This window comes from Streptomyces sp. H51, assembly GCF_035656535.1.
Taxonomy (GTDB): domain Bacteria; phylum Actinomycetota; class Actinomycetes; order Streptomycetales; family Streptomycetaceae; genus Streptomyces.
Window position 1 is genome coordinate 46,244 of the sequence record NZ_JAYMHD010000081.1, and the last position, 16,781, is coordinate 63,024.

Annotated in this window: 14 protein-coding genes; 7 read left to right on the top strand and 7 right to left on the bottom strand. The window is 74.3% G+C overall.

Annotated features, from left to right (window positions below):
* Window positions 1-124 precede the first annotated feature (124 nt).
* Window positions 125-2,989 carry a BTAD domain-containing putative transcriptional regulator gene (locus VKA29_RS32100; RefSeq protein ID WP_324789536.1) on the top strand — a complete coding sequence of 955 codons (2,865 nt, stop codon included), beginning with the start codon at window positions 125-127 and terminating at the stop codon, window positions 2,987-2,989.
* Between the two features lie 281 nt (window positions 2,990-3,270).
* On the opposite strand, the gene VKA29_RS32105 is transcribed toward VKA29_RS32100, so the two are convergent.
* From VKA29_RS32105 to VKA29_RS32115, 3 genes are all read right to left on the bottom strand, one after another.
* Window positions 3,271-3,951: a hypothetical protein gene (locus VKA29_RS32105; protein ID WP_324789537.1), complete on the bottom strand. Its 681-nt coding sequence runs from the start codon at window positions 3,949-3,951 to the stop codon at window positions 3,271-3,273.
* 270 nt (window positions 3,952-4,221) lie between these two features.
* Window positions 4,222-7,221, bottom strand: a complete 3,000-nt coding sequence (locus VKA29_RS32110) for an AfsR/SARP family transcriptional regulator (protein WP_324789538.1) — start codon at window positions 7,219-7,221, stop codon at window positions 4,222-4,224.
* 226 nt (window positions 7,222-7,447) lie between these two features.
* The gene (locus VKA29_RS32115; RefSeq protein ID WP_324789539.1) at window positions 7,448-8,155 is read right to left on the bottom strand and encodes a hypothetical protein; all 708 of its coding nucleotides are present in this window, start codon (window positions 8,153-8,155) and stop codon (window positions 7,448-7,450) included.
* A 161-nt stretch (window positions 8,156-8,316) separates the two neighbouring features.
* Between VKA29_RS32115 and VKA29_RS32120 the strand changes: the two genes are divergently transcribed.
* From VKA29_RS32120 to VKA29_RS32135, 4 genes are all read left to right on the top strand, one after another.
* Window positions 8,317-8,736 (top strand): DUF6281 family protein, encoded by a 420-nt coding sequence (locus VKA29_RS32120; protein WP_324789540.1) that lies wholly within the window; start codon window positions 8,317-8,319, stop codon window positions 8,734-8,736.
* Between the two features lie 244 nt (window positions 8,737-8,980).
* Window positions 8,981-11,152: an RNA polymerase recycling motor ATPase HelR gene (helR, locus tag VKA29_RS32125; protein WP_324789541.1), complete on the top strand. Its 2,172-nt coding sequence runs from the start codon at window positions 8,981-8,983 to the stop codon at window positions 11,150-11,152.
* Window positions 11,153-11,554: 402 nt separating this feature from the next.
* A complete protein-coding gene (locus VKA29_RS32130) occupies window positions 11,555-12,445 on the top strand; it encodes an SDR family oxidoreductase (RefSeq protein WP_324789542.1) in 891 nt (296 codons plus the stop codon).
* Window positions 12,446-12,501: 56 nt separating this feature from the next.
* Window positions 12,502-12,639, top strand: a complete 138-nt coding sequence (locus VKA29_RS32135) for a hypothetical protein (RefSeq protein ID WP_324789543.1) — start codon at window positions 12,502-12,504, stop codon at window positions 12,637-12,639.
* 50 nt (window positions 12,640-12,689) lie between these two features.
* On the opposite strand, the gene VKA29_RS32140 is transcribed toward VKA29_RS32135, so the two are convergent.
* Both VKA29_RS32140 and VKA29_RS32145 read right to left on the bottom strand, forming a co-directional pair.
* Window positions 12,690-13,190, bottom strand: a complete 501-nt coding sequence (locus VKA29_RS32140; RefSeq protein WP_324789544.1) for a hypothetical protein — start codon at window positions 13,188-13,190, stop codon at window positions 12,690-12,692.
* Window positions 13,191-13,275: 85 nt separating this feature from the next.
* A complete protein-coding gene (locus VKA29_RS32145) occupies window positions 13,276-13,734 on the bottom strand; it encodes an ATP-binding protein (protein ID WP_324789545.1) in 459 nt (152 codons plus the stop codon).
* 186 nt (window positions 13,735-13,920) lie between these two features.
* Here VKA29_RS32145 and VKA29_RS32150 point away from each other — a divergent pair, with 186 nt between their 5' ends.
* Together VKA29_RS32150 and VKA29_RS32155 are read left to right on the top strand one after the other, a co-directional pair.
* Window positions 13,921-14,151, top strand: a complete 231-nt coding sequence (locus VKA29_RS32150) for a DUF397 domain-containing protein (protein WP_324789546.1) — start codon at window positions 13,921-13,923, stop codon at window positions 14,149-14,151.
* A 174-nt stretch (window positions 14,152-14,325) separates the two neighbouring features.
* A complete protein-coding gene (locus VKA29_RS32155) occupies window positions 14,326-15,246 on the top strand; it encodes a helix-turn-helix transcriptional regulator (RefSeq protein ID WP_324789547.1) in 921 nt (306 codons plus the stop codon).
* 12 nt (window positions 15,247-15,258) lie between these two features.
* Here the strand turns inward: VKA29_RS32155 and VKA29_RS32160 are convergent, their stop codons facing one another.
* Window positions 15,259-16,080, bottom strand: coding sequence for an SAM-dependent methyltransferase (locus tag VKA29_RS32160; protein WP_324789634.1), 822 nt, complete (start codon window positions 16,078-16,080; stop codon window positions 15,259-15,261).
* 106 nt (window positions 16,081-16,186) lie between these two features.
* Window positions 16,187-16,774: a TetR/AcrR family transcriptional regulator gene (locus VKA29_RS32165; RefSeq protein ID WP_324789548.1), complete on the bottom strand. Its 588-nt coding sequence runs from the start codon at window positions 16,772-16,774 to the stop codon at window positions 16,187-16,189.
* Window positions 16,775-16,781 lie beyond the last annotated feature (7 nt).

Below are 16,781 nucleotides of genomic sequence, written 5' to 3' on the forward strand. Positions count from 1 at the left end.
GCCACGGGAGGAACACTCACGGATCTGACTGGGAAGCCACTGGCAGCGAGCCGGAGCACCCGTCCCCAGTCGGTTGCCAGCCGCCGGCAAGAAGCTCACCGGAAAACGACCGGCGAGGGGACGCATGACCGACATACGCCTTGGGGTACTGGGACGCATCAGTGCGGACGTGGCCGGTGAACCGGCCGCGCTGGGCGGCCGGGTGCCCCGCTCGCTCCTCGCCCTGCTGGTGTCCGAGCGAGGCCGCATGGTCAGCGCGGACCGGATCGTCGACGAGCTGTGGGAGGGCGCGCCGCCCGCGAGCGCCGTCACCACCCTGCACGGCTACATCGCCTCGCTGCGCCGGGCCCTGGAACCGGACCGCGCGGCCCGCGCGCCGTCCACGCTCCTGGTGCGGCAGGGCCCCGGCTACGTGCTGCGCGTGCCGCCGGAGGCCGTGGACGCCGAACGTTTCACCCAGCACGCCCAGCTCGGCAGCCGCGCCCTGGCCGCGGGTGACCCGGCCCGCGCCGCCGAGGAGCTGGACGCCGCGGAACGGCTGTGGCGCGGCCCCGCCTACGCCGACTGCCGCGACGCCGCGTTCGCCCGCCCCGAGGTGGTGCGGCTGGAGGCGCTGCGACTGGCCGCCCGTGAGGACCGCTTCGCGTGCGCCCTGCGGCAGGGCGAGCACGTGACGGCGGTGGCGGCGCTGCAGGCGCACGCCGACGAGCACCCGCTGCGGGAGCGGACGTGGTCGCTGCTGGCCCTGGCGCTGTACCGGTGCGGGCGGCAGGGAGACGCGCTCGCCGCGCTGCGCACCGTCCGGGAGCGGCTGGTGGACGAGCTCGGCGCCGACCCGGGCCCGGAGTTGCGCGAGCTGGAGGCGGACATCCTCGCGCAGTCCCCGTCGCTGGATCTGCCCGGGCCGGTCGCGGCGTCGTTCGCTCCGGCCGCGCGGACCGGTTCCGGCCCGGAGCCGGTGCACACGGCGTCCGCCTCCGACCGCACCCGCAACCTGCCCCGGCACGTCTCCAGCTTCGTCGGCCGCCAGGAGCAGCTGGCGGGCCTGCGCTCGCTGCTGGACGAGCACCGGCTGGTCTCCGTCGTCGGACCGGGCGGCATGGGCAAGACCAGGCTCGCCAACGAAGCCGCGGCGGCCCGCGACGACCTCGACGGTCCCTGGCTCGTCGAGCTGACGACCGTCACGGACCCGGCCGACCTGCCGCACGCGATCGGCTCCGTGCTCGGCCTGGCGGGCGCGGACTCCGCCCGCTCGCTGGCCCCGGCGCTGGCCGGCCGCAGCGCACTGCTCGTGCTGGACAACTGCGAGCACGTCATCGACGCCGCCGCCGGACTCGTGGAGTCGCTGCTGGAGCAGTGCCCCGAGCTGCGGGTGCTCGCCACCAGCCGGGAGCCCCTGCGGATCGCCGGTGAGGCCGTGCTCGACCTGCCGCCGCTGGACGCGGACGGCCCCGACTCCGAGGCCGTCCGCCTCTTCCGCGACCGTGCCCGCACCCTCGTGCCCACCTGGCAGCCCTCGGCCGAGGAACTCGCGACGCTAGCCGAGGTGTGCCGCACGCTCGACGGCATGCCGCTGGCGATCGAGCTCGCCGCCGCGCACAGCCGCACCCTGTCGGTGCGGCAGATCGCCGACCACCTGGACGACCGCTTCGCCCTGCTCAGCGGCGGCACCCGCACCGCGCCGCAGCGGCACCGCTCGCTGGAGGCGGCGGTGGCCTGGAGCCACGAGTCGCTGGACGTCGCCGAGCGGCGCTTCTTCGACCGGCTCAGCGTGTTCGCGGGCAGCTTCGACCTGGACGCCGCACGCCGGGTGACCGGGGACACCGCCGCGCTGTCGCGGATCACCGGCCTGGTCGCCAAGTCGCTGGTGGCGGTCGAGCCGGGCACCGAGCCGCGCCGCTACCGCATGCTGGAGACACTGCGCCACTACGGCGACCGGCAGCTGACCGAGGGGGAACGCCGCGAGGTGGCCGCCCGTCACCGGGCGTGGGCAGAGCAGTTCGCCGAGGAGGCAGGGCGCCGGGCGCGCAGTGCCGACACCTCCCGCTGGCTCGGCCGCCTGGAGGCGGAGCTGCCGAACTTCCGCACCGCCATCGCGTCGGCGTTCGCGGTCGGGGAGCCGGTCGTCGCCCTGCGCATCGCGACCGAGCTGTACTGGTTCTTCTACCGGCGCGGGCATGTCGGCGAGGGCCTGGACTGGCTCACCCGCGGGCTCGCCGAGGCGCCGCCGGCCGACCCCGCGCTGTACGCCCGCAGCTACATCGGCAAGGCGGTGCTGCACTACCTCTCGGGCGACCTGCCCTCGGCGGGCGCCGCCCTGGACGCGGCGCAGCCGTTCGCCCTCGAGGCGGAGGACCCCGAGCACCGTGCGCTGGTGCTGTGCTACCGCGCCTACTTCCTCGCCGCGACCGGCGACGTGCCGGGCGCGGCCGAGTGCGGCGAGCGGGCGCTCGCGCTGGCCCGCGAGGCGGCCCAGCCGTGGGTGGAGGCGGAGGCGCTGATGGTGCTGGGCCAGGTCGCCCGGGCGAGCGGCGACCTGGCGGCGGCCGACGCGCTGATCGTCCGCGCGGTGTCGGCGGCCCACGCGTCGGGGCACGAGTGGGCCGCGCTGTCGTCCACCTGGATCGGCCTGAAGATCGCGATGGACATGGGCGACCGGGACCATCTGGTGCGCCGCGCCCGGGAATTGGTGCACGAGCTGTACGAGGAGTGGGACGTCACCTCCTGGCTGGTCGGCCTGCACTCGCTCGCGGGCTGCCTGGCGATGCTGGGCCGTCCCGGGGACGGCGCCGTGCTGCTGGGCACGGTGGCGGCGATCGGCGGGCGGATCGGCTTCTTCCCGGAGCGGATGGACCCCCTGGACGGACCGCGCAACGCCGAGGCCGTGCGGGCGGCGCTCAGCGCGGAGGAATTCGACGCGCGGTTCGCCGAGGGGCGCGGGATGGCACGCGCCGAGGCGACCGCGTACATCCGCGACCTCCTGGGCTGAGGCCGCCGGCCGGGTATCCGGTGCGCCGGTTGCACGGTGCGCCCGGTTGCGCGGTGCGCCGGTTGCGCGGTGCGCCGGGCACCCGGCGCACCGGACGGGCCTGTCCTTGATCCCTCTGGAATAGGATCCTCCGTTTCCGATCCGGTTCCCAGCCGCTTCCCAGCCCTGGCGGACACCCTGGGGACATGGCAGGCGGCGAAACCTTTCATCGGCACCCTTCGCCGCCGTGCCGCGACCGGCTTTCCGGCGCCGTACGGGGGGCGGCGCCGGGCAGCCGGGACTCATTTCTCCAGGTCGGCGCGCATCGCGACGAACAGCTTGGCCGCCTCGGCCGGGGTGCTGCCGGGGAAGTGGGCCACGCCCACGGTGCCGGCGTCGGCCCAGCCGCAGATGACGTCGCCGTCCTTGCCGAGCGAGGCGAGCATGCACTCCACCGAGCCGCCGAGGGCGCCCGGGTCGTCGACCGGCCGGGCCTCGGGCCGGCCCCGGTCGTCGTCCCACCGGATGTGGTCCAGCATGCCCCGCCACAGGTGCTCGCGGCGGCCGGTGGTCTCCTCGGGCACGTTGTCGACCGCGACGACGAGGACGGCGTCGCCGCTCCCCGCGCCGGAGCGGGCGTAGCCGTTCACCACCAGGCGCATGCCGCCGCGCATCTCGCCCGGGTCGATGACCGTGTCGCCGGGCGCGTCCGGTCCGGTGACCCTGGCCAGTCCGCCCGCCGTGGCGGCGTCGACCACCCGGCGCGCCCTCGCGGTGGCGGAGGGCCGGGCGGTCCGTGTCTTCCCGGACCCGGCGGACGGACCCGTCCCGGAGGAGCCCTTGGAGATGCCCCTGGAGGAGCCCTTGGAGGTGCCCTTGGACGATCTGCCGTGCCCGCCCCCGAGGCCGTCGGTGCGGCAGCCGGCCAGCAGCACGAGGGCGAGGACGGCGGCGGTGAGTGCAGGAATTCGCGTGACGCGCATGAACGGCTCCCCCTGACGACCGGCGGTCCGCCGGCCGGATCGGCGTGGACGGGCGCGGCGCTCGGAACGAGGCCCGCACACGATGTGTCGAGGCGTCACCACCGGACCGGTGGCCGCCTTCCCGTCAGACGGTGCCGTCGGCCGCTGGCAATCACCTGGGAAGCGACTGGAGACGCGCGCCCAGTGTTCGCACGGGCCGGCGTCCAGGGCGTGGCAGCGGTGGGGCCGCACCGCTCCGCGGCCCGCCCGGTGGGGCCTTCCGGCCGCCGGTCAGGGGCGGCGGACGGCGTAGGCGACGGTCTCGGTGAGGGCGAACGAGCGGCCCACCGCGACGGCCTCGTCGAAGGCCGCGGCGCCCAGTGTCCCGCGGGCGCGGACGGCCGCACCGTCCCGCAGCGAGTCGTCCGGCTGGTAGTAGCCGTAGACCGGGGAACCCACGGACTCGCGCAGGGACTGCGCGGCGCCCAGCAGCGTCGCGACGCGTACGGCGTCCCCGGCGGCGTCCTCCACGACCGCCAGCGCGTCGAGGAAGTAGGCCAGGTTGGCCAGGTCGCGCGTCTGTTCCGACAGGCGCACGCCCTCCTCCAGGTGCTCCCTGGCCCGCTCGTGGTCGCCCTCGCTGATCCTCGCCTGGGAGAGGTTGAACAGCGCGACGTAGATCGCGAGGAGGTCACCGCGGCTGCGTGCGGAGGCGAGCCCGAGTTCGATGTACGGGACGGCGTCCGTGGGACCCGTCTCCATCATGATCGTCGTGCCGAGCCACACGTGGATCAGCGACCACAGCCACGGGCCCGTCTCACCCGCCCGCTCCGCCAGCGGTATCGAGTCGCGGAACAGGGCCGCGGCCTTCCCCGCATCGCCCTCGGCGAGCGCCACCAGTCCGACACCGGCCAGCGAATGCGCCCGCGCCGCCACGTCCTGCGCCGCCTCCCCGTCCTCGTACGCCTGCTGCCACCAGCGGCCGGCGGCCGCGAAGTCGCCCTGCGCGAAGGCCATCCCGGCGGCCGCGGACCGCACCCGGGAGCGCAGCCCGGCCGGCAGCGGCTGCTCCAGCGTCGCCTCCAGCGCGCGGCGGCCGAGCAGCAGGTCCCCCCGCACCCACCAGTACAGCCACAGTGCCCAGCCCAGCCGTCCCGCGGTCTCCGGCGAGCCGTCGCTGAGCGCCCAGTGGATCGCCCGGGTCATGTTGCCGTGCTCGGCGTCGGTCACCTCCAGCCAGCCCACCTGGTCGGCGCCCATGTACTCCGGCGCGGCCCGCTCGGCCAGCTCCAGGAAGTGGGCGGCGTGGGCGTGACCGGCCGCCCAGGCCTCCGCCCGGCCGCGGGCGAGGTGGGTCCGGGCGTACTGGGCCACCGGTTCGAGCATGCGGTAGCGGAACCGGCAGCCCCTGTCGGTGACCGTGACGACGAGCGACTGGTCCACCAGTTCCGCCAGCGGCCCGAGCACCGGGTCGTCGCCGTCCGGGCCGGAGCCGACGGCCTCCGCGGCCTCCAGGGTGAAGCTGTCGGAGAAGGCCCCCAGCCGCCTGAACAGCCGTTGTTCGGGCTCGCCGAGCAGGCCGTAGCTCCAGTCGAGGGTGGCGCGCATGGTCCGCTGGCGGTCGGGCAGGTCCCGTGCCCCGTCGGCGGCCATCGCCTCGTCGAGCCGGGCGAGCAGCAGCGACGGGGGCAGGAAACGGGCCTTGGCCGCGGCGATCTCCAGGGCCAGCGGGATACCGGCGAGCCGCTCGCAGACGGCGGCCACGGTGGGGGCGTTGTCCGGGGTGAGCGCGAATCCGGGCGCCACCGCGCGGGCGCGTTCGACGAACAGCCGCACCGCGGAGGCCGACCCGACGGCCTCCGGGTCCGTCCGCGAGCCGGATGGCAGGTCCAGGGGCTGCACCGGGTGGACGGTCTCGTCGCGGACGCGGAGGGCCGCCCGGCTCGTCACCAGCACGCTCAGCAGCGGGCACGCGGCGAGCAGCCGGGCCACCGCCGGCGCGGCGTCGACGACGTGCTCGAAGTTGTCGAGGACGAGCAGCATCCGCCGGCCTCGCACCTGGTCGACGACCAGCGCCTCGACGTCCAGCCCCTCCTGCGCTCCCGGCGCGACGGCGTGGCCGACGGCCGACAGCACCAGCGCGGGGTCGCGCACCGAGGCGAGCGCCACGAAGACGATCCCGTCGGGGAAGTCGTCCGCCAGCCGTCGGCTCACCGCCATGCCCAGCCGCGTCTTGCCCACCCCGCCCGTCCCGGTGAGCGTCACCAGCCGGTGTTCCGGCCGCAGCAGCAGCGCGGCGACCTCGGCGATGTCGCGGTCCCGGCCGACCAGCGGCGTGCCCGGCGTGTGCGGTGTGTGCGGCGACCGGCGGGTGGCGGCGACGCCGTCCGAGGTGTCCGGCGGCCGCCCGGCCACGGGTGCCGCTTGCGGGCCGTCCGGGTCGGCCGGTGGCGGCGCGGGCGGCCACCGGGACGGCCGGACGGCGGGCCGCGCCGCGGCCGGCCCCGGCCGGGCCGCGGGGGGCGCGGCGAGGTCGTCGTCCTGTGCGAGGACGGCCGTCTCCAGCTGCCGCAGCCCGGGCCCGGGGTCGACGCCCAGTTCCTCGGCGAGGGTACGGCGCGCGGCGCGCAGGGCGCCCAGCGCGTCGCCCTGGCGCCCGGACCGGTACAGGGCCAGTGTCAGCAGTTCCCAGCCGCGTTCGCTGAGGGGATGCTCGGCGGTGTGCTTCTCCAGGTCGCCGACGATCACGGCGTGCCGGCCCGTCGACAGTTCGGCGGCGTACAGGTCCTCCTGGGCGGCCAGACGCAGACCGTCCAGGCGGGCGATCTCCGGCCGGGCGAAGGGGGCGTCGGCGAACTCGGCGTAGGCCGGGCCCCGCCACAGGGCGAGTCCCTCGCGCAGCGCCGTCACCGCCGCGGCGGCCTCGCCGCGCTGGAGGAGGCGCTGCCCGTGTTCGGTCAGCGTGGTGAACCGCTCGGCGTCCACCGCCTCCGCGTCCAGCCTCAGCACGTAGCCGACGCCCTCGCGCACCAGGACCTGGGCGGGCTGCCGGGCGGGGCGGCCGGGTTCCAGCAGCTTGCGCAGTTCGCCGACGTAGGAGTGGAGCGTGGCCGCGGACGCGCTGCGCGTCTGCCCCCAGGCGTCGGCGCGCAGCCGGTCCTCCGGGACCATGCGTCCGCGTGCGGCGACCAGCACGGCGAGGACGGCGCGCTGCCGCAGTCCGCCGAGGCCGGTGTGCCGCCCCGAGACCATGGCCGTCATCGGCCCCAGAACACCGACCTGTATGTCCACCGATGCCCCGCCTTTTCTCACAGTTCTGGCGCATAGGGTGCCAGACGGCGGCGGTTCACTGCGACAGCGGGATCAGCGGATACACAGAAACCGCGGGGACATAAGGGGTGAAGGTGAGATACCGGCCGACCGGCCGGTGCGGTGGCCCGCGTCACGGCATACGGCGAAGGACCCGGGACCTCGCGGTGTGCGAGGTCCCGGGTCTTCGAGCGGTCCGGCCGCCGGGTCAGTAGCCGCCCGTGGCGCCGCTGTCGGTGCCCATGTCCCACATGCCGCCGTCGCTGCACGTGCCCGTGGGGCGGACGGTCGCCGACTGCACGGGGTCGGGTGCGACGACGTTCACCTGCGCGGCGGCGAGCGAGCCGCTCAGGATGTACTCCGAGTGGAAGAAACTCTTCGTCACCGACGTCTTGCCGGCCGGGACGCTCAGGGTCTCCTCCTTCATCGTGCTGCTGGTCGCGCCGTAGCGGACGGTGACCTTGCCTCCCCGGTGGCCCTTGGCGAAGGTGATCACCGCCAGGTAGCTCTCCGGCACGGCCGTCCTGCACTTCACCGAGGTGAGACCGGCGGGCACGACGGTCAGCGACACGCCCGTGACCCTGAGGCCGCCGGCCGGCTCCTGGTCCGCCCCGTCCCCCTCGGCGGAGGCCCCGGCCGACGGGCGGCCGGTGCCGTTCACGTCGACGGCGGCGTCGTCCGTCCGGCATCCCGAGGCGAGCAGGACGCCGCCGAGGGCCACCGCCGCCACGAGACCGCGCCGGACCCCCCGCGCTCCCCCGCGCCCGGACGCCCGAACGCAACCGTTCGGCTCCTTCGTCTCCTTCATCCCCATGTCGCCCATGCGGTGTCCCCGTTCCCCGTCGTCCGTCACGCCCGGCGCACCGGGCGTGGGCGGTGAGGCGATCGCCTCACCGCCCACGATGGGCGACGGCACTGGCAGTCGGCTGGGAACGCGCTGGACGGGGCCGGGCGCCGGGCCTCCGAACGAACCACGCCCTCGCGGCGTCGGTGTTCTGGGAGCCCGACGCGTTCCCGGAGCGTGTTCCGCCTCCGCGTCCGCGGACGGGACGCCGAGCCGATGCGGCATGAGGAGGCATGGTGACGAGGATTCCGCGCGCGACCGGCGGAACGGGAGCGGTACGGGTGCTGGTGGCGGTGGTCACGGCCGCGACGGCCGTCGGCTGCACGGCGTCGGGCAGCGGCGGTGACGGTGGGTCCGCGTCGTCGTGCGCGTACCTGGTGGTGTACCAGGAGCGCGCGTACGCGGGTACGGAGGTCGCCGGGTTCACCATCGGCGACGAGCTCGGTGCCGCCACGATCCCCCCGTGCGACGACACACCCGACGACGACAGTGACGGCCGGACGACGCCGGACCTCACAACGGCCTACTCGATCGAGGGGGTCGACCCGGGCGTCGCCATCGCGTCGAAGCAGGCCGGGGACCACATCGTCATCGTCGGCGTCGATTCGGGCACCGGTCCGACCGAGATCAAGAAGCTGGTCCACGGCTCCTGACCGGGGCCGCCTGGGGAAGCACTGGGGGAGCAGGGGGACAGGGGGAACGAGAAAGGCAAGGAGTTCGCCCACTCCTTGCCACTCTCAACCTATAGCGCACCGGGGGGCTTGCGGCAAGGCCCCGTCGGTGTCGCACAATCACCGGTCTGGCCGTCACCACGGCCGCAGCCGCCGCCTCGCGGCTCTGCCCCCGCCTTGCCGCCGCGCGCCATGTCCGGTGCGGCCCCAGATCGGAGCCCCTAGCGTGAAACCGCTGACCACCAGCGTGTTCGACCTTCCCGACCGCCTGTCCGCCAAGGCCGACCCGGCACTGGTCTCCGACGACGAACGGCACTTCGCGGCCGTCGCGGAGTGCCTCGAACTGACGATCGCCGAACTGTCCGACCGCCTCGACGCCGAGCGCAGGGCGCCCGGTGGGCTGGGGCGGCAGGCGATGGACCGGGACGCGGAGGTCCACCGGCTGACCGCGCGCCTGCGCGCACTGCGCCGCTTCGGTCTGGACCTGTGCCTCGGACGCATGGTCGGCACGGACGACCCCGAGCCGGTGTACGTGGGCCGGTTCGGCCTCACCGACAGCACGGGCCGCAGGCTGCTGGTCGACTGGCGTTCCCCCGCCGCCGAACCGTTCTTCGGCGCCACCCACGCCAACCCGATGGGGCTGGCGAGCCGGCGCAGGTACCGCTGGACCCGCGGCCGGATCGGCGACTACTGGGACGAGGTCTTCACCGCCGACGGGCTGGAGCGGCACGCCGCGCTCGACGACCAGTCCGCCTTCATCGCCGGCCTGGGCGGCAGCCGCTCGCCGCGGATGCGGGACGTCCTCGGCACCATCCAGGCCGACCAGGACGCCGTCATCCGCGCGGGGTCCCGCGGTGCCCTCGTCGTCGACGGCGGTCCGGGCACCGGCAAGACCGTCGTCGCGCTGCACCGCTCGGCCTACCTGCTCCACTCCGACCCCCGGCTCGGGCACCGCCGTGGCGGGGTCCTGTTCGTCGGCCCGCACCGGCCCTACCTCGCCTACGTCGCCGATGTGCTGCCCAGCCTCGGCGAGGAGGGCGTGCAGACCTGCGTCCTGCGGGACCTCGTCGCCGAGGGCGCCGGGGCGGCCGTCGAGACCGACCCGGACGTGGCCCGTCTGAAGTCCTCCGCGGACATGGTGGTCAAGGCGATCGAGACGGCCGTCGGGTTCTACGAGGAGCCGCCCGCCGAGGGGATGACGGTCACCACCCACTGGTCCGACATCCAACTGAGTGCCGACGACTGGGCCTTGGCGTTCGACGCCGCGGAACCCGGAACGCCGCACAACGAGGCGCGCCACCAGGTCTGGGACGAGCTGCTCACGATCCTGATGGAAAAGCACCAGGGCGAGGTCTCGCCCGACCTGCTGCGGCGCTCGCTGCTGCGGAACAGGGAACTGGTGACGGCCTTCGACCGCTCGTGGCCGCTGCTCGAAGCGGCCGACCTGGTGTCGGACCTGTGGACGGTGCCCGCCTATCTGCGCCTGTGCGCCCCATGGCTGAGCCCCGACGAGGTGCGCAGGCTGCGGCGGGCGGACGGCCGGGCCTGGACGGTGTCCGACCTGCCGCTGCTGGACGCGGCACGGCAGCGGCTCGGCGACCCCGAGACGGCCCGGCGCAAGCGCCGGCAGGAGGCGGCCCTCGCCGCGCAGCGTGAGCGGATGACACGGGTCGTCGACACCCTGATCGAGGCCGTGGCCGACTCCGGCGCCGACGGTGACGACGGCGAGGGCCTGGTGACCATGCTGCGCGGCGCGGACGCCCGGGTCAGCCTGGTCGACGAGTCCGAACTGCCCACCGCCGACCCCGATCTGCTGGCCGGCCCGTTCGCGCACATCGTCGTCGACGAGGCGCAGGAACTGACCGACGCGGAGTGGCAGATGCTGCTGACGCGGTGTCCGTCGCGGAGTTTCACCGTCGTCGGGGACCGTGCCCAGGCCCGGCACGGGTTCACCGAGTCGTGGCAGGAGCGGCTCGGACGGGTCGGGTTCGACCGGATCCGTCTGGCTTCCCTGAGCATCAACTACCGGACACCGCGGGAAGTCATGGCGCAGGCCGAGCCGGTCATCCGGGCCGCGCTCCCGGACGCCAACGTGCCGGTCTCCGTCCGCGGCACCGGCATCCCCGTCGAACACGGCTCCGTCGCCGATCTGGACGCGGTCCTCGGCGCCTGGCTCACCTCGCACGCCGACGGAATCGCCTGCGTCATCGGCGATCCGGCGTTCCGGCCGACCGCGCGCGTCCGGTCCCTGTCCCCGGAACTGGCGAAGGGGCTCGAGTTCGACCTGGTCGTCCTCGTCGGTCCGGAGCGGTTCGGCGACGGCATCGAGGGAGCGGTCGACCGTTACGTCGCGATGACCCGGGCGACCCAGCGACTCGTCGTCCTCACCGGCTCCTGAGGCCGGCCGGGCGTGACGTGCTCGCGGACCCCCACAGGCACCCGCCCTGACCGTGCGGCGTCGCCGGGCCGCCCGCACGGCCGGCACCGCCCCGGACGGCGTGGCCGGACCGAGCCGCAGGATCCGGCGCCGCGAGGTGCCGAGGGGTCCCGGGGAACGGGCGGCCGTGCGGCGGCTGCTCGGGCGGCTGGAGGCCGCGGTCGGCGACATCCTCGGCGGGCTCGCCGTGCAGACGGCGGTGCCGACGGGGCCGTCCTGCCGGTGCTGTTCCCGGCCGCCGTCGGCTCGTGACCCGCCCGGCCGGGCGCGCGGCCGGAGAGGGCTTTTCGACGGGCGTGATCAGGGAACCCGGTGGCCCGGGCACGACGCCCGGACGAATCCCGGACCGATGAGGAGGCCGACGTGAGCCACGAGCGGGACGCCCGGCAGGACCCGACCACGCAGCACCCCCGGCCCGACTTCCCCTCCCAGGACCAGCCGCATCCGGGCTGGACCGGTCCGATGGACCCGCCGCCCGACCACGGCGAGGAGTCCTACCGCGGTTCCGGCCGCCTGGAGGGGCGCAAGACGGTCGTCACGGGCGGGGACTCCGGCATCGGGAGGGCCGTCGCGCTGGCCTACGCGCGTGAGGGCGCCGACGTGCTGTTCACCCACCTGGAGGAGGAGGCGGACGAGGCGCGCGAGACGTCCCGGCTGGTGGAGGAGGCGGGCCGCAGGGCGGTCGCCGTCTCGTGCGACATCCGCCAGGAGGACAACTGCCGGGCGCTGATCGAACGCGCGGTCGCGGAGTTCGGGCGGATCGACGTCCTGGTGAACAACGCCGCCTACCAGATGTCGCAGCCGGACGGCATCGAGGCCATCACGACCGAGCAGTTCGACCGGGTGCTGCGCACGAACCTCTACGGGATGTTCTGGCTGACCAAGTTCGCCCTGCCGCACGTCCCCGCGGGCGGCAGCGTCATCAACTCCGCGTCGGTGCAGGCATACAAGCCCAGCCCGCACCTGCTGGACTACGCGATGACCAAGGGCGCGATCGTCACCTTCACGCAGGGCCTGGCGCAGATGGTCGCGGAACGCGGCATCCGGGTCAACGCGGTCGCGCCCGGCCCGGTGTGGACGCCGCTGATCCCGGCGACGATGCCCGACACCGCGGAGTTCGGCAAGCAGAGCCCGCTGGGCCGTCCGGCGCAGCCGGCGGAACTGGCGCCGGCGTACGTCTACCTCGCCTCCCAGGACGCGAGCTTCGTCACCGCGGAGATCCTCAACGCCACCGGCGGCACCCCTCTGCCGTAGGCCCCGGCCCGGTCGCCGCACCCCACGCCCCATCGAACTCATCCACGGAGGCTCACGTGAGCACGCGCACCCTCGCCCTTCAGCCGTCGGCGGGCGTCGTCCCTCCCTGGGCTGCCGTCGCCGTCCTCGTACTGGTCATGACCGCGGTGCTGGTGGCGCGCACCTACCGCAGGGGGGACCGGCACCGGAGATGAGACCGGCCCCGGAGGCGGGCCGGTGACCGCCGCGCCCGGCCCGGTGGCCGTCACCGGGCCAGGGCGGAGGCGAGTTCCCGGGTGGCCTGGACGAGTTCGGTGTCCCGCTCGGCGAGCAGGCGCGGGATGGCGCCGCTCTGGCCGCGTACGGCGCGGCGGGCCGCCGACTCCCATTCGACGTAGTCGTTGTGGTGACGGCGCAGCTTGGGGTAGGCGGCGGCCGTGGTCTCCCACTGGCGCGCGTCCGCGATGTTCTTCAGCAGGCGCAGGATCCGCGCCCGGCAGGTGACCTGGGGGCGCTGGGCGAGGTCCCACAGGAAGGGGACGGTGACGGCGGTGGCCTGGCCGACGACGAAGCCGTACTGGCAGATGCGGTGGCGCAGCCTGTCCAGCGCGGTGTCGGCGGCGGCCGGGTCGCCGGAGGCGATGGCGGCGAGCAGGAACGGGATGGCCGCGGCGGACCCGGTGGCGTCCTCGATGTCGCTCCAGGGCACGCGTACCAGGTCCCCGAACACCGGTGCCGGTTCGGTCTGCGTCGGGACGCCTGTCATCGGTCTTCTCCGAGCCGTCGTCTCAGGGGCACGACCGGGTGGGCAGCATGGCCCAGACGGTCTTGCCGGCGGGGTTGCACCTGGGTCAGCCCCAGTGTTCGGACAGGGCCTCGACGATGTGCAGGCCGCGTCCGTGCTCTTGCAGCGGGCTGGTCAGGGGCCGGTACAGGGGCAGGCTGTCGCTTCGGTCGGTGACCGCGCACACCAGGTGGCGGGGGCGCAGGGTGAGCTTCAGCCGCGCCTCGAAGGCGGTCCCGTCGGCCGGGGTGGGCGGCCGGGCGTGCAGCACGGCGTTGCCCACGAGTTCGCTGACGACGGCGAGCGCGTCGTCACGGCGGTGCTCCAGCTCCCAGGCGGCGAGGGTGCGGCCGGTGAAGTCCCGCGCCTCGGCGCAGCCGTGGTCGTCGCCGGTCAGCCACAGGGCGGCGGTCAGCGGCGCGGCGCGCCGGCGAGCACCGGCCGGCGGGGGCCGCCTCGCCGGCCGGGCGGGCGGGACTTCCGCACCGGTCCCCGACCAGGGCGCTGGGTGCACGGGCAGCGACACGGCGCCTCCCTGAGGTGACGTCAGGACAAAGCGTCAGCGCGGAGGTTGACGCCTTGGCTATTATCCACGCCGTCAGCAACTTCATGCAATTTCACGGGAAATTGCGCACGATCGAGTGAAGGGGCCGCCACGCGGAGCACGCCGCTTCGGAGCGGCCGACGTGGCGGAACACGTGGAGGAGGATGCATGGCATCGGTTCCGAACGGGGTGCGGGCCAGTTCATTGGGCGTCGACTGGATCAAGAGCCGCCACAGCAACGCCGAGGGCAACTGCGTCGAGGTCGCCGCCCTGGCCGGGGGAGGCATCGCGATGCGCAACTCCCGTGACCCGCACGGGCCGGCGCTGATCTACACGCCGGCCGAGGTGGCCGCCTTCCTCGCGGGCGCGAAGGAGGGCGAGTTCGACCACCTCCTGTGACCCGGGGACGCGACCGCCACCGCACCGGGAGACGCGACCGCCACCGCACCGGGGGACGCACCGCCGCCCCACCCGGAGGCGGACCGCGGCGCTCCGCTTCGGTCGGTGCCCTGCGACAGCGGGTCCCCCGGTGCGATAATGCGTCCTGTCGCCGTCTGCCCACCGGGAGTCAGGATGCCCTCCGAGTCACCGCGTATCTCCCGCCTGGAGCCGTATCTGAGCCGCACCGAGCCCGCCCCGACCCTGCTGAAGATGTTGGTCGGCGTGCAGTTGGCGGGCATCCGGGAGGACGCGGGCCTCGCCCAGGAGCAGGCCGCCCGCGCGGCGGGCTTCAGCGCGGCGAAGCTGTCGCGGATCGAGGCGGGCAAGGGCCGCCGACCACCCACCGAGGCGGACGTCCGCGCGCTGCTGGAGCTGTACGGGACCGGGGAGCACGAGACGTCGGTGCTGCTGCAGTTGCTGCGGCGGGCCGGGGAACCGGGGTGGTGGCAGCGGTTCGACAAGCGGCTGATGCCGGAGTGGTTCGACCGGCTGGTCGGGCTGCAGGAGGCGGCCGACGCCATCCGTACCTTCGAGATCCAGTACGTGCCCGGCCTGCTGCAGACACCGGCCTACACGCGCGCCGTGGTCGAGCGCGGGTTGCCCACCGCGACCGGCCGCGAGATCGAGCGCCGCGTCGAACTGCGCATGCGGCGGCGGGAGTTGCTGGAGCGGCCGGACGCGCCCCAACTGTGGGCGATCATCGACGAGTCGGTGCTGCTGCGGGTGCTGGGCAGCCGGGAGATCATGCGCGAGCAGCTCGAGCACCTGATCAAGATGGCCCGACTGCCGCACGTGACGCTCCAGATCGTGCCGCTGGACGTCACGAACGCCTCCGCGCCCGCCATCCCCGTCACCTACCTGCGGTTCGGCGGCGCCGACCTGCCCGACGTCGTCTACCTCGAGCACATCAGGAGCGCCACGTTCCTGGAGGACCGCGACGAGACGGAGGAGTACCGGGTGGCCCTGGACCGGCTGGCCGACGAAGCCCTCGACCCCCGTGATTCCCTGGCCCGCCTCCGCGACACCGCCGTCCGGCGGTACGCGGAGACGTGACCGGGCGACCTGCTAGCGCAGGCGCCCCACTCCCCCGAACTCGATCCATTCCTGGGTGAGCTGACGGGGCGCCACCTCGGTGTCCGGGCGCCAGGTGGACACCTCCACCAGGCCCGGATCGAGTATGTCCATGCCGTCGAACCACTCCGCGACGTCCTTCTCCTCGCGCACCCGCCCCCAGTTGCCCTGCGTGGCCTGGCCCATGAAGTCGGTGACGAACTTCCGCACCTCGGGGTCGTCGCTGACGAGCTGGCACATCACCAGGTGACTGCCGGGCACCAGCCGTTCGGTCACCCGCCGGATCACCGCGAGGGGGCCGTCGGTGTCGCTGTCCGGGATGCAGTGGAACACCGAGTTGAACAGCACCGCCACCGGCTGGGAGAAGTCGATCAGCCGCTGGGTGTCGGGGTGGGACAGTATGCCCTCGGTGTCGCGGAAGTCCGCCTGGATGACGGCGGTGCGCTCGTTCTGCTCCAGCAGGGCCCGGCCGTGCACCAGGACCATCGGGTCGATGTCGACGTACACCACCCGCGAGGCGGGGTCGACCGCCTGGGCCACGTGGTGCACGTTGTTCTGGGTGGGCAGCCCGGATCCGTGGTCGAGGAACTGCCGCATGCCGTATTCCTCGGCCAGCGTCCTGACCACGCGCTGGAGGAAGCGCCGGTTGTTGAGCGCCAGCGCCCGCGTGCTCGGCACCACCTTGTCCAGTTCCTCGCAGGCGGCCCGGTCGGCGGCGTAGTTGTCCTTGCCGCCGAGGTAGTGGTCGTACATGCGCGCAGCCGTCGGCACCGTGGCATCGATCCTGGTGGACAACTGCTGCTTCCCGGACTCCATCGTCTCCCCAACTCCCGTCACGCACCCGCGCCTTCGCCCTTGAGGCAGTCCATCCTAGGGACACGCCGCCTCGCCGGACCACCGGTTGACGGTACGTCAGGCAGCGTCAGTCCCGCCGCAGTCCCGCGACGAGGACCCCGACCAGCCGGCGCGCGTCGTAGCGGGGATCGCTCTCCGCGCCGATGCAGAGGTTGCCGACGCCACGCATGAACGCGAAGGCGTCCATGCCGGGGCTGATCTCGCCGGCGTCGGCGGCGGCGTCGAGCAGCCGGGCGCACACGGGCACGAGGCGGTCGAGGAAGTAGGCGTGCAGCGCCTCGAATCCTGCGTCGTCGGACTGCAGTACGGCGGCCAGGCCGTGCTTGGTGACCAGGAACTCGACGAAGCGGTCGATCCACTCCCGCAACGCGTCGTACGGGGTCGCGCAGCTCGCCAGCAGAGCGGGGCCGGCCTCGGCGCAGGCCTCGACCTGGTGCCGGTAGACGGCGATGATGAGGTCCGCCCGCGTCGGGAAGTGCCGGTAGATCGTGCCCAGTCCGACGCCGGCCTCGGCCGCGATGTCCCGCACCGGCGCCTCCACTCCCGAGGCGACGAAGACCGCGGCGGCGGCGTCCAGCAGCGTCTCCTTGTTGCGCCGGGCGTCCGCCCGCCTGGCCGGGGCCGCGCGGCCCGCGCCCTCCTCGCCGTCGTTCACGGCGCAC

Coding starts and splice junctions, on each gene's coding strand:
- VKA29_RS32105 (WP_324789537.1), bottom strand. CDS start 3,951: ATGCGCGTCACGCGAATTCCTGCACTCACCGCCGCCGTCCTCGCCCTC.
- VKA29_RS32150 (WP_324789546.1), top strand. CDS start 13,921: ATGGCATCGGTTCCGAACGGGGTGCGGGCCAGTTCATTGGGCGTCGAC.
- VKA29_RS32160 (WP_324789634.1), bottom strand. CDS start 16,080: ATGGAGTCCGGGAAGCAGCAGTTGTCCACCAGGATCGATGCCACGGTG.
- VKA29_RS32140 (WP_324789544.1), bottom strand. CDS start 13,190: ATGACAGGCGTCCCGACGCAGACCGAACCGGCACCGGTGTTCGGGGAC.
- VKA29_RS32120 (WP_324789540.1), top strand. CDS start 8,317: ATGGTGACGAGGATTCCGCGCGCGACCGGCGGAACGGGAGCGGTACGG.
- VKA29_RS32100 (WP_324789536.1), top strand. CDS start 125: ATGACCGACATACGCCTTGGGGTACTGGGACGCATCAGTGCGGACGTG.
- VKA29_RS32155 (WP_324789547.1), top strand. CDS start 14,326: ATGCCCTCCGAGTCACCGCGTATCTCCCGCCTGGAGCCGTATCTGAGC.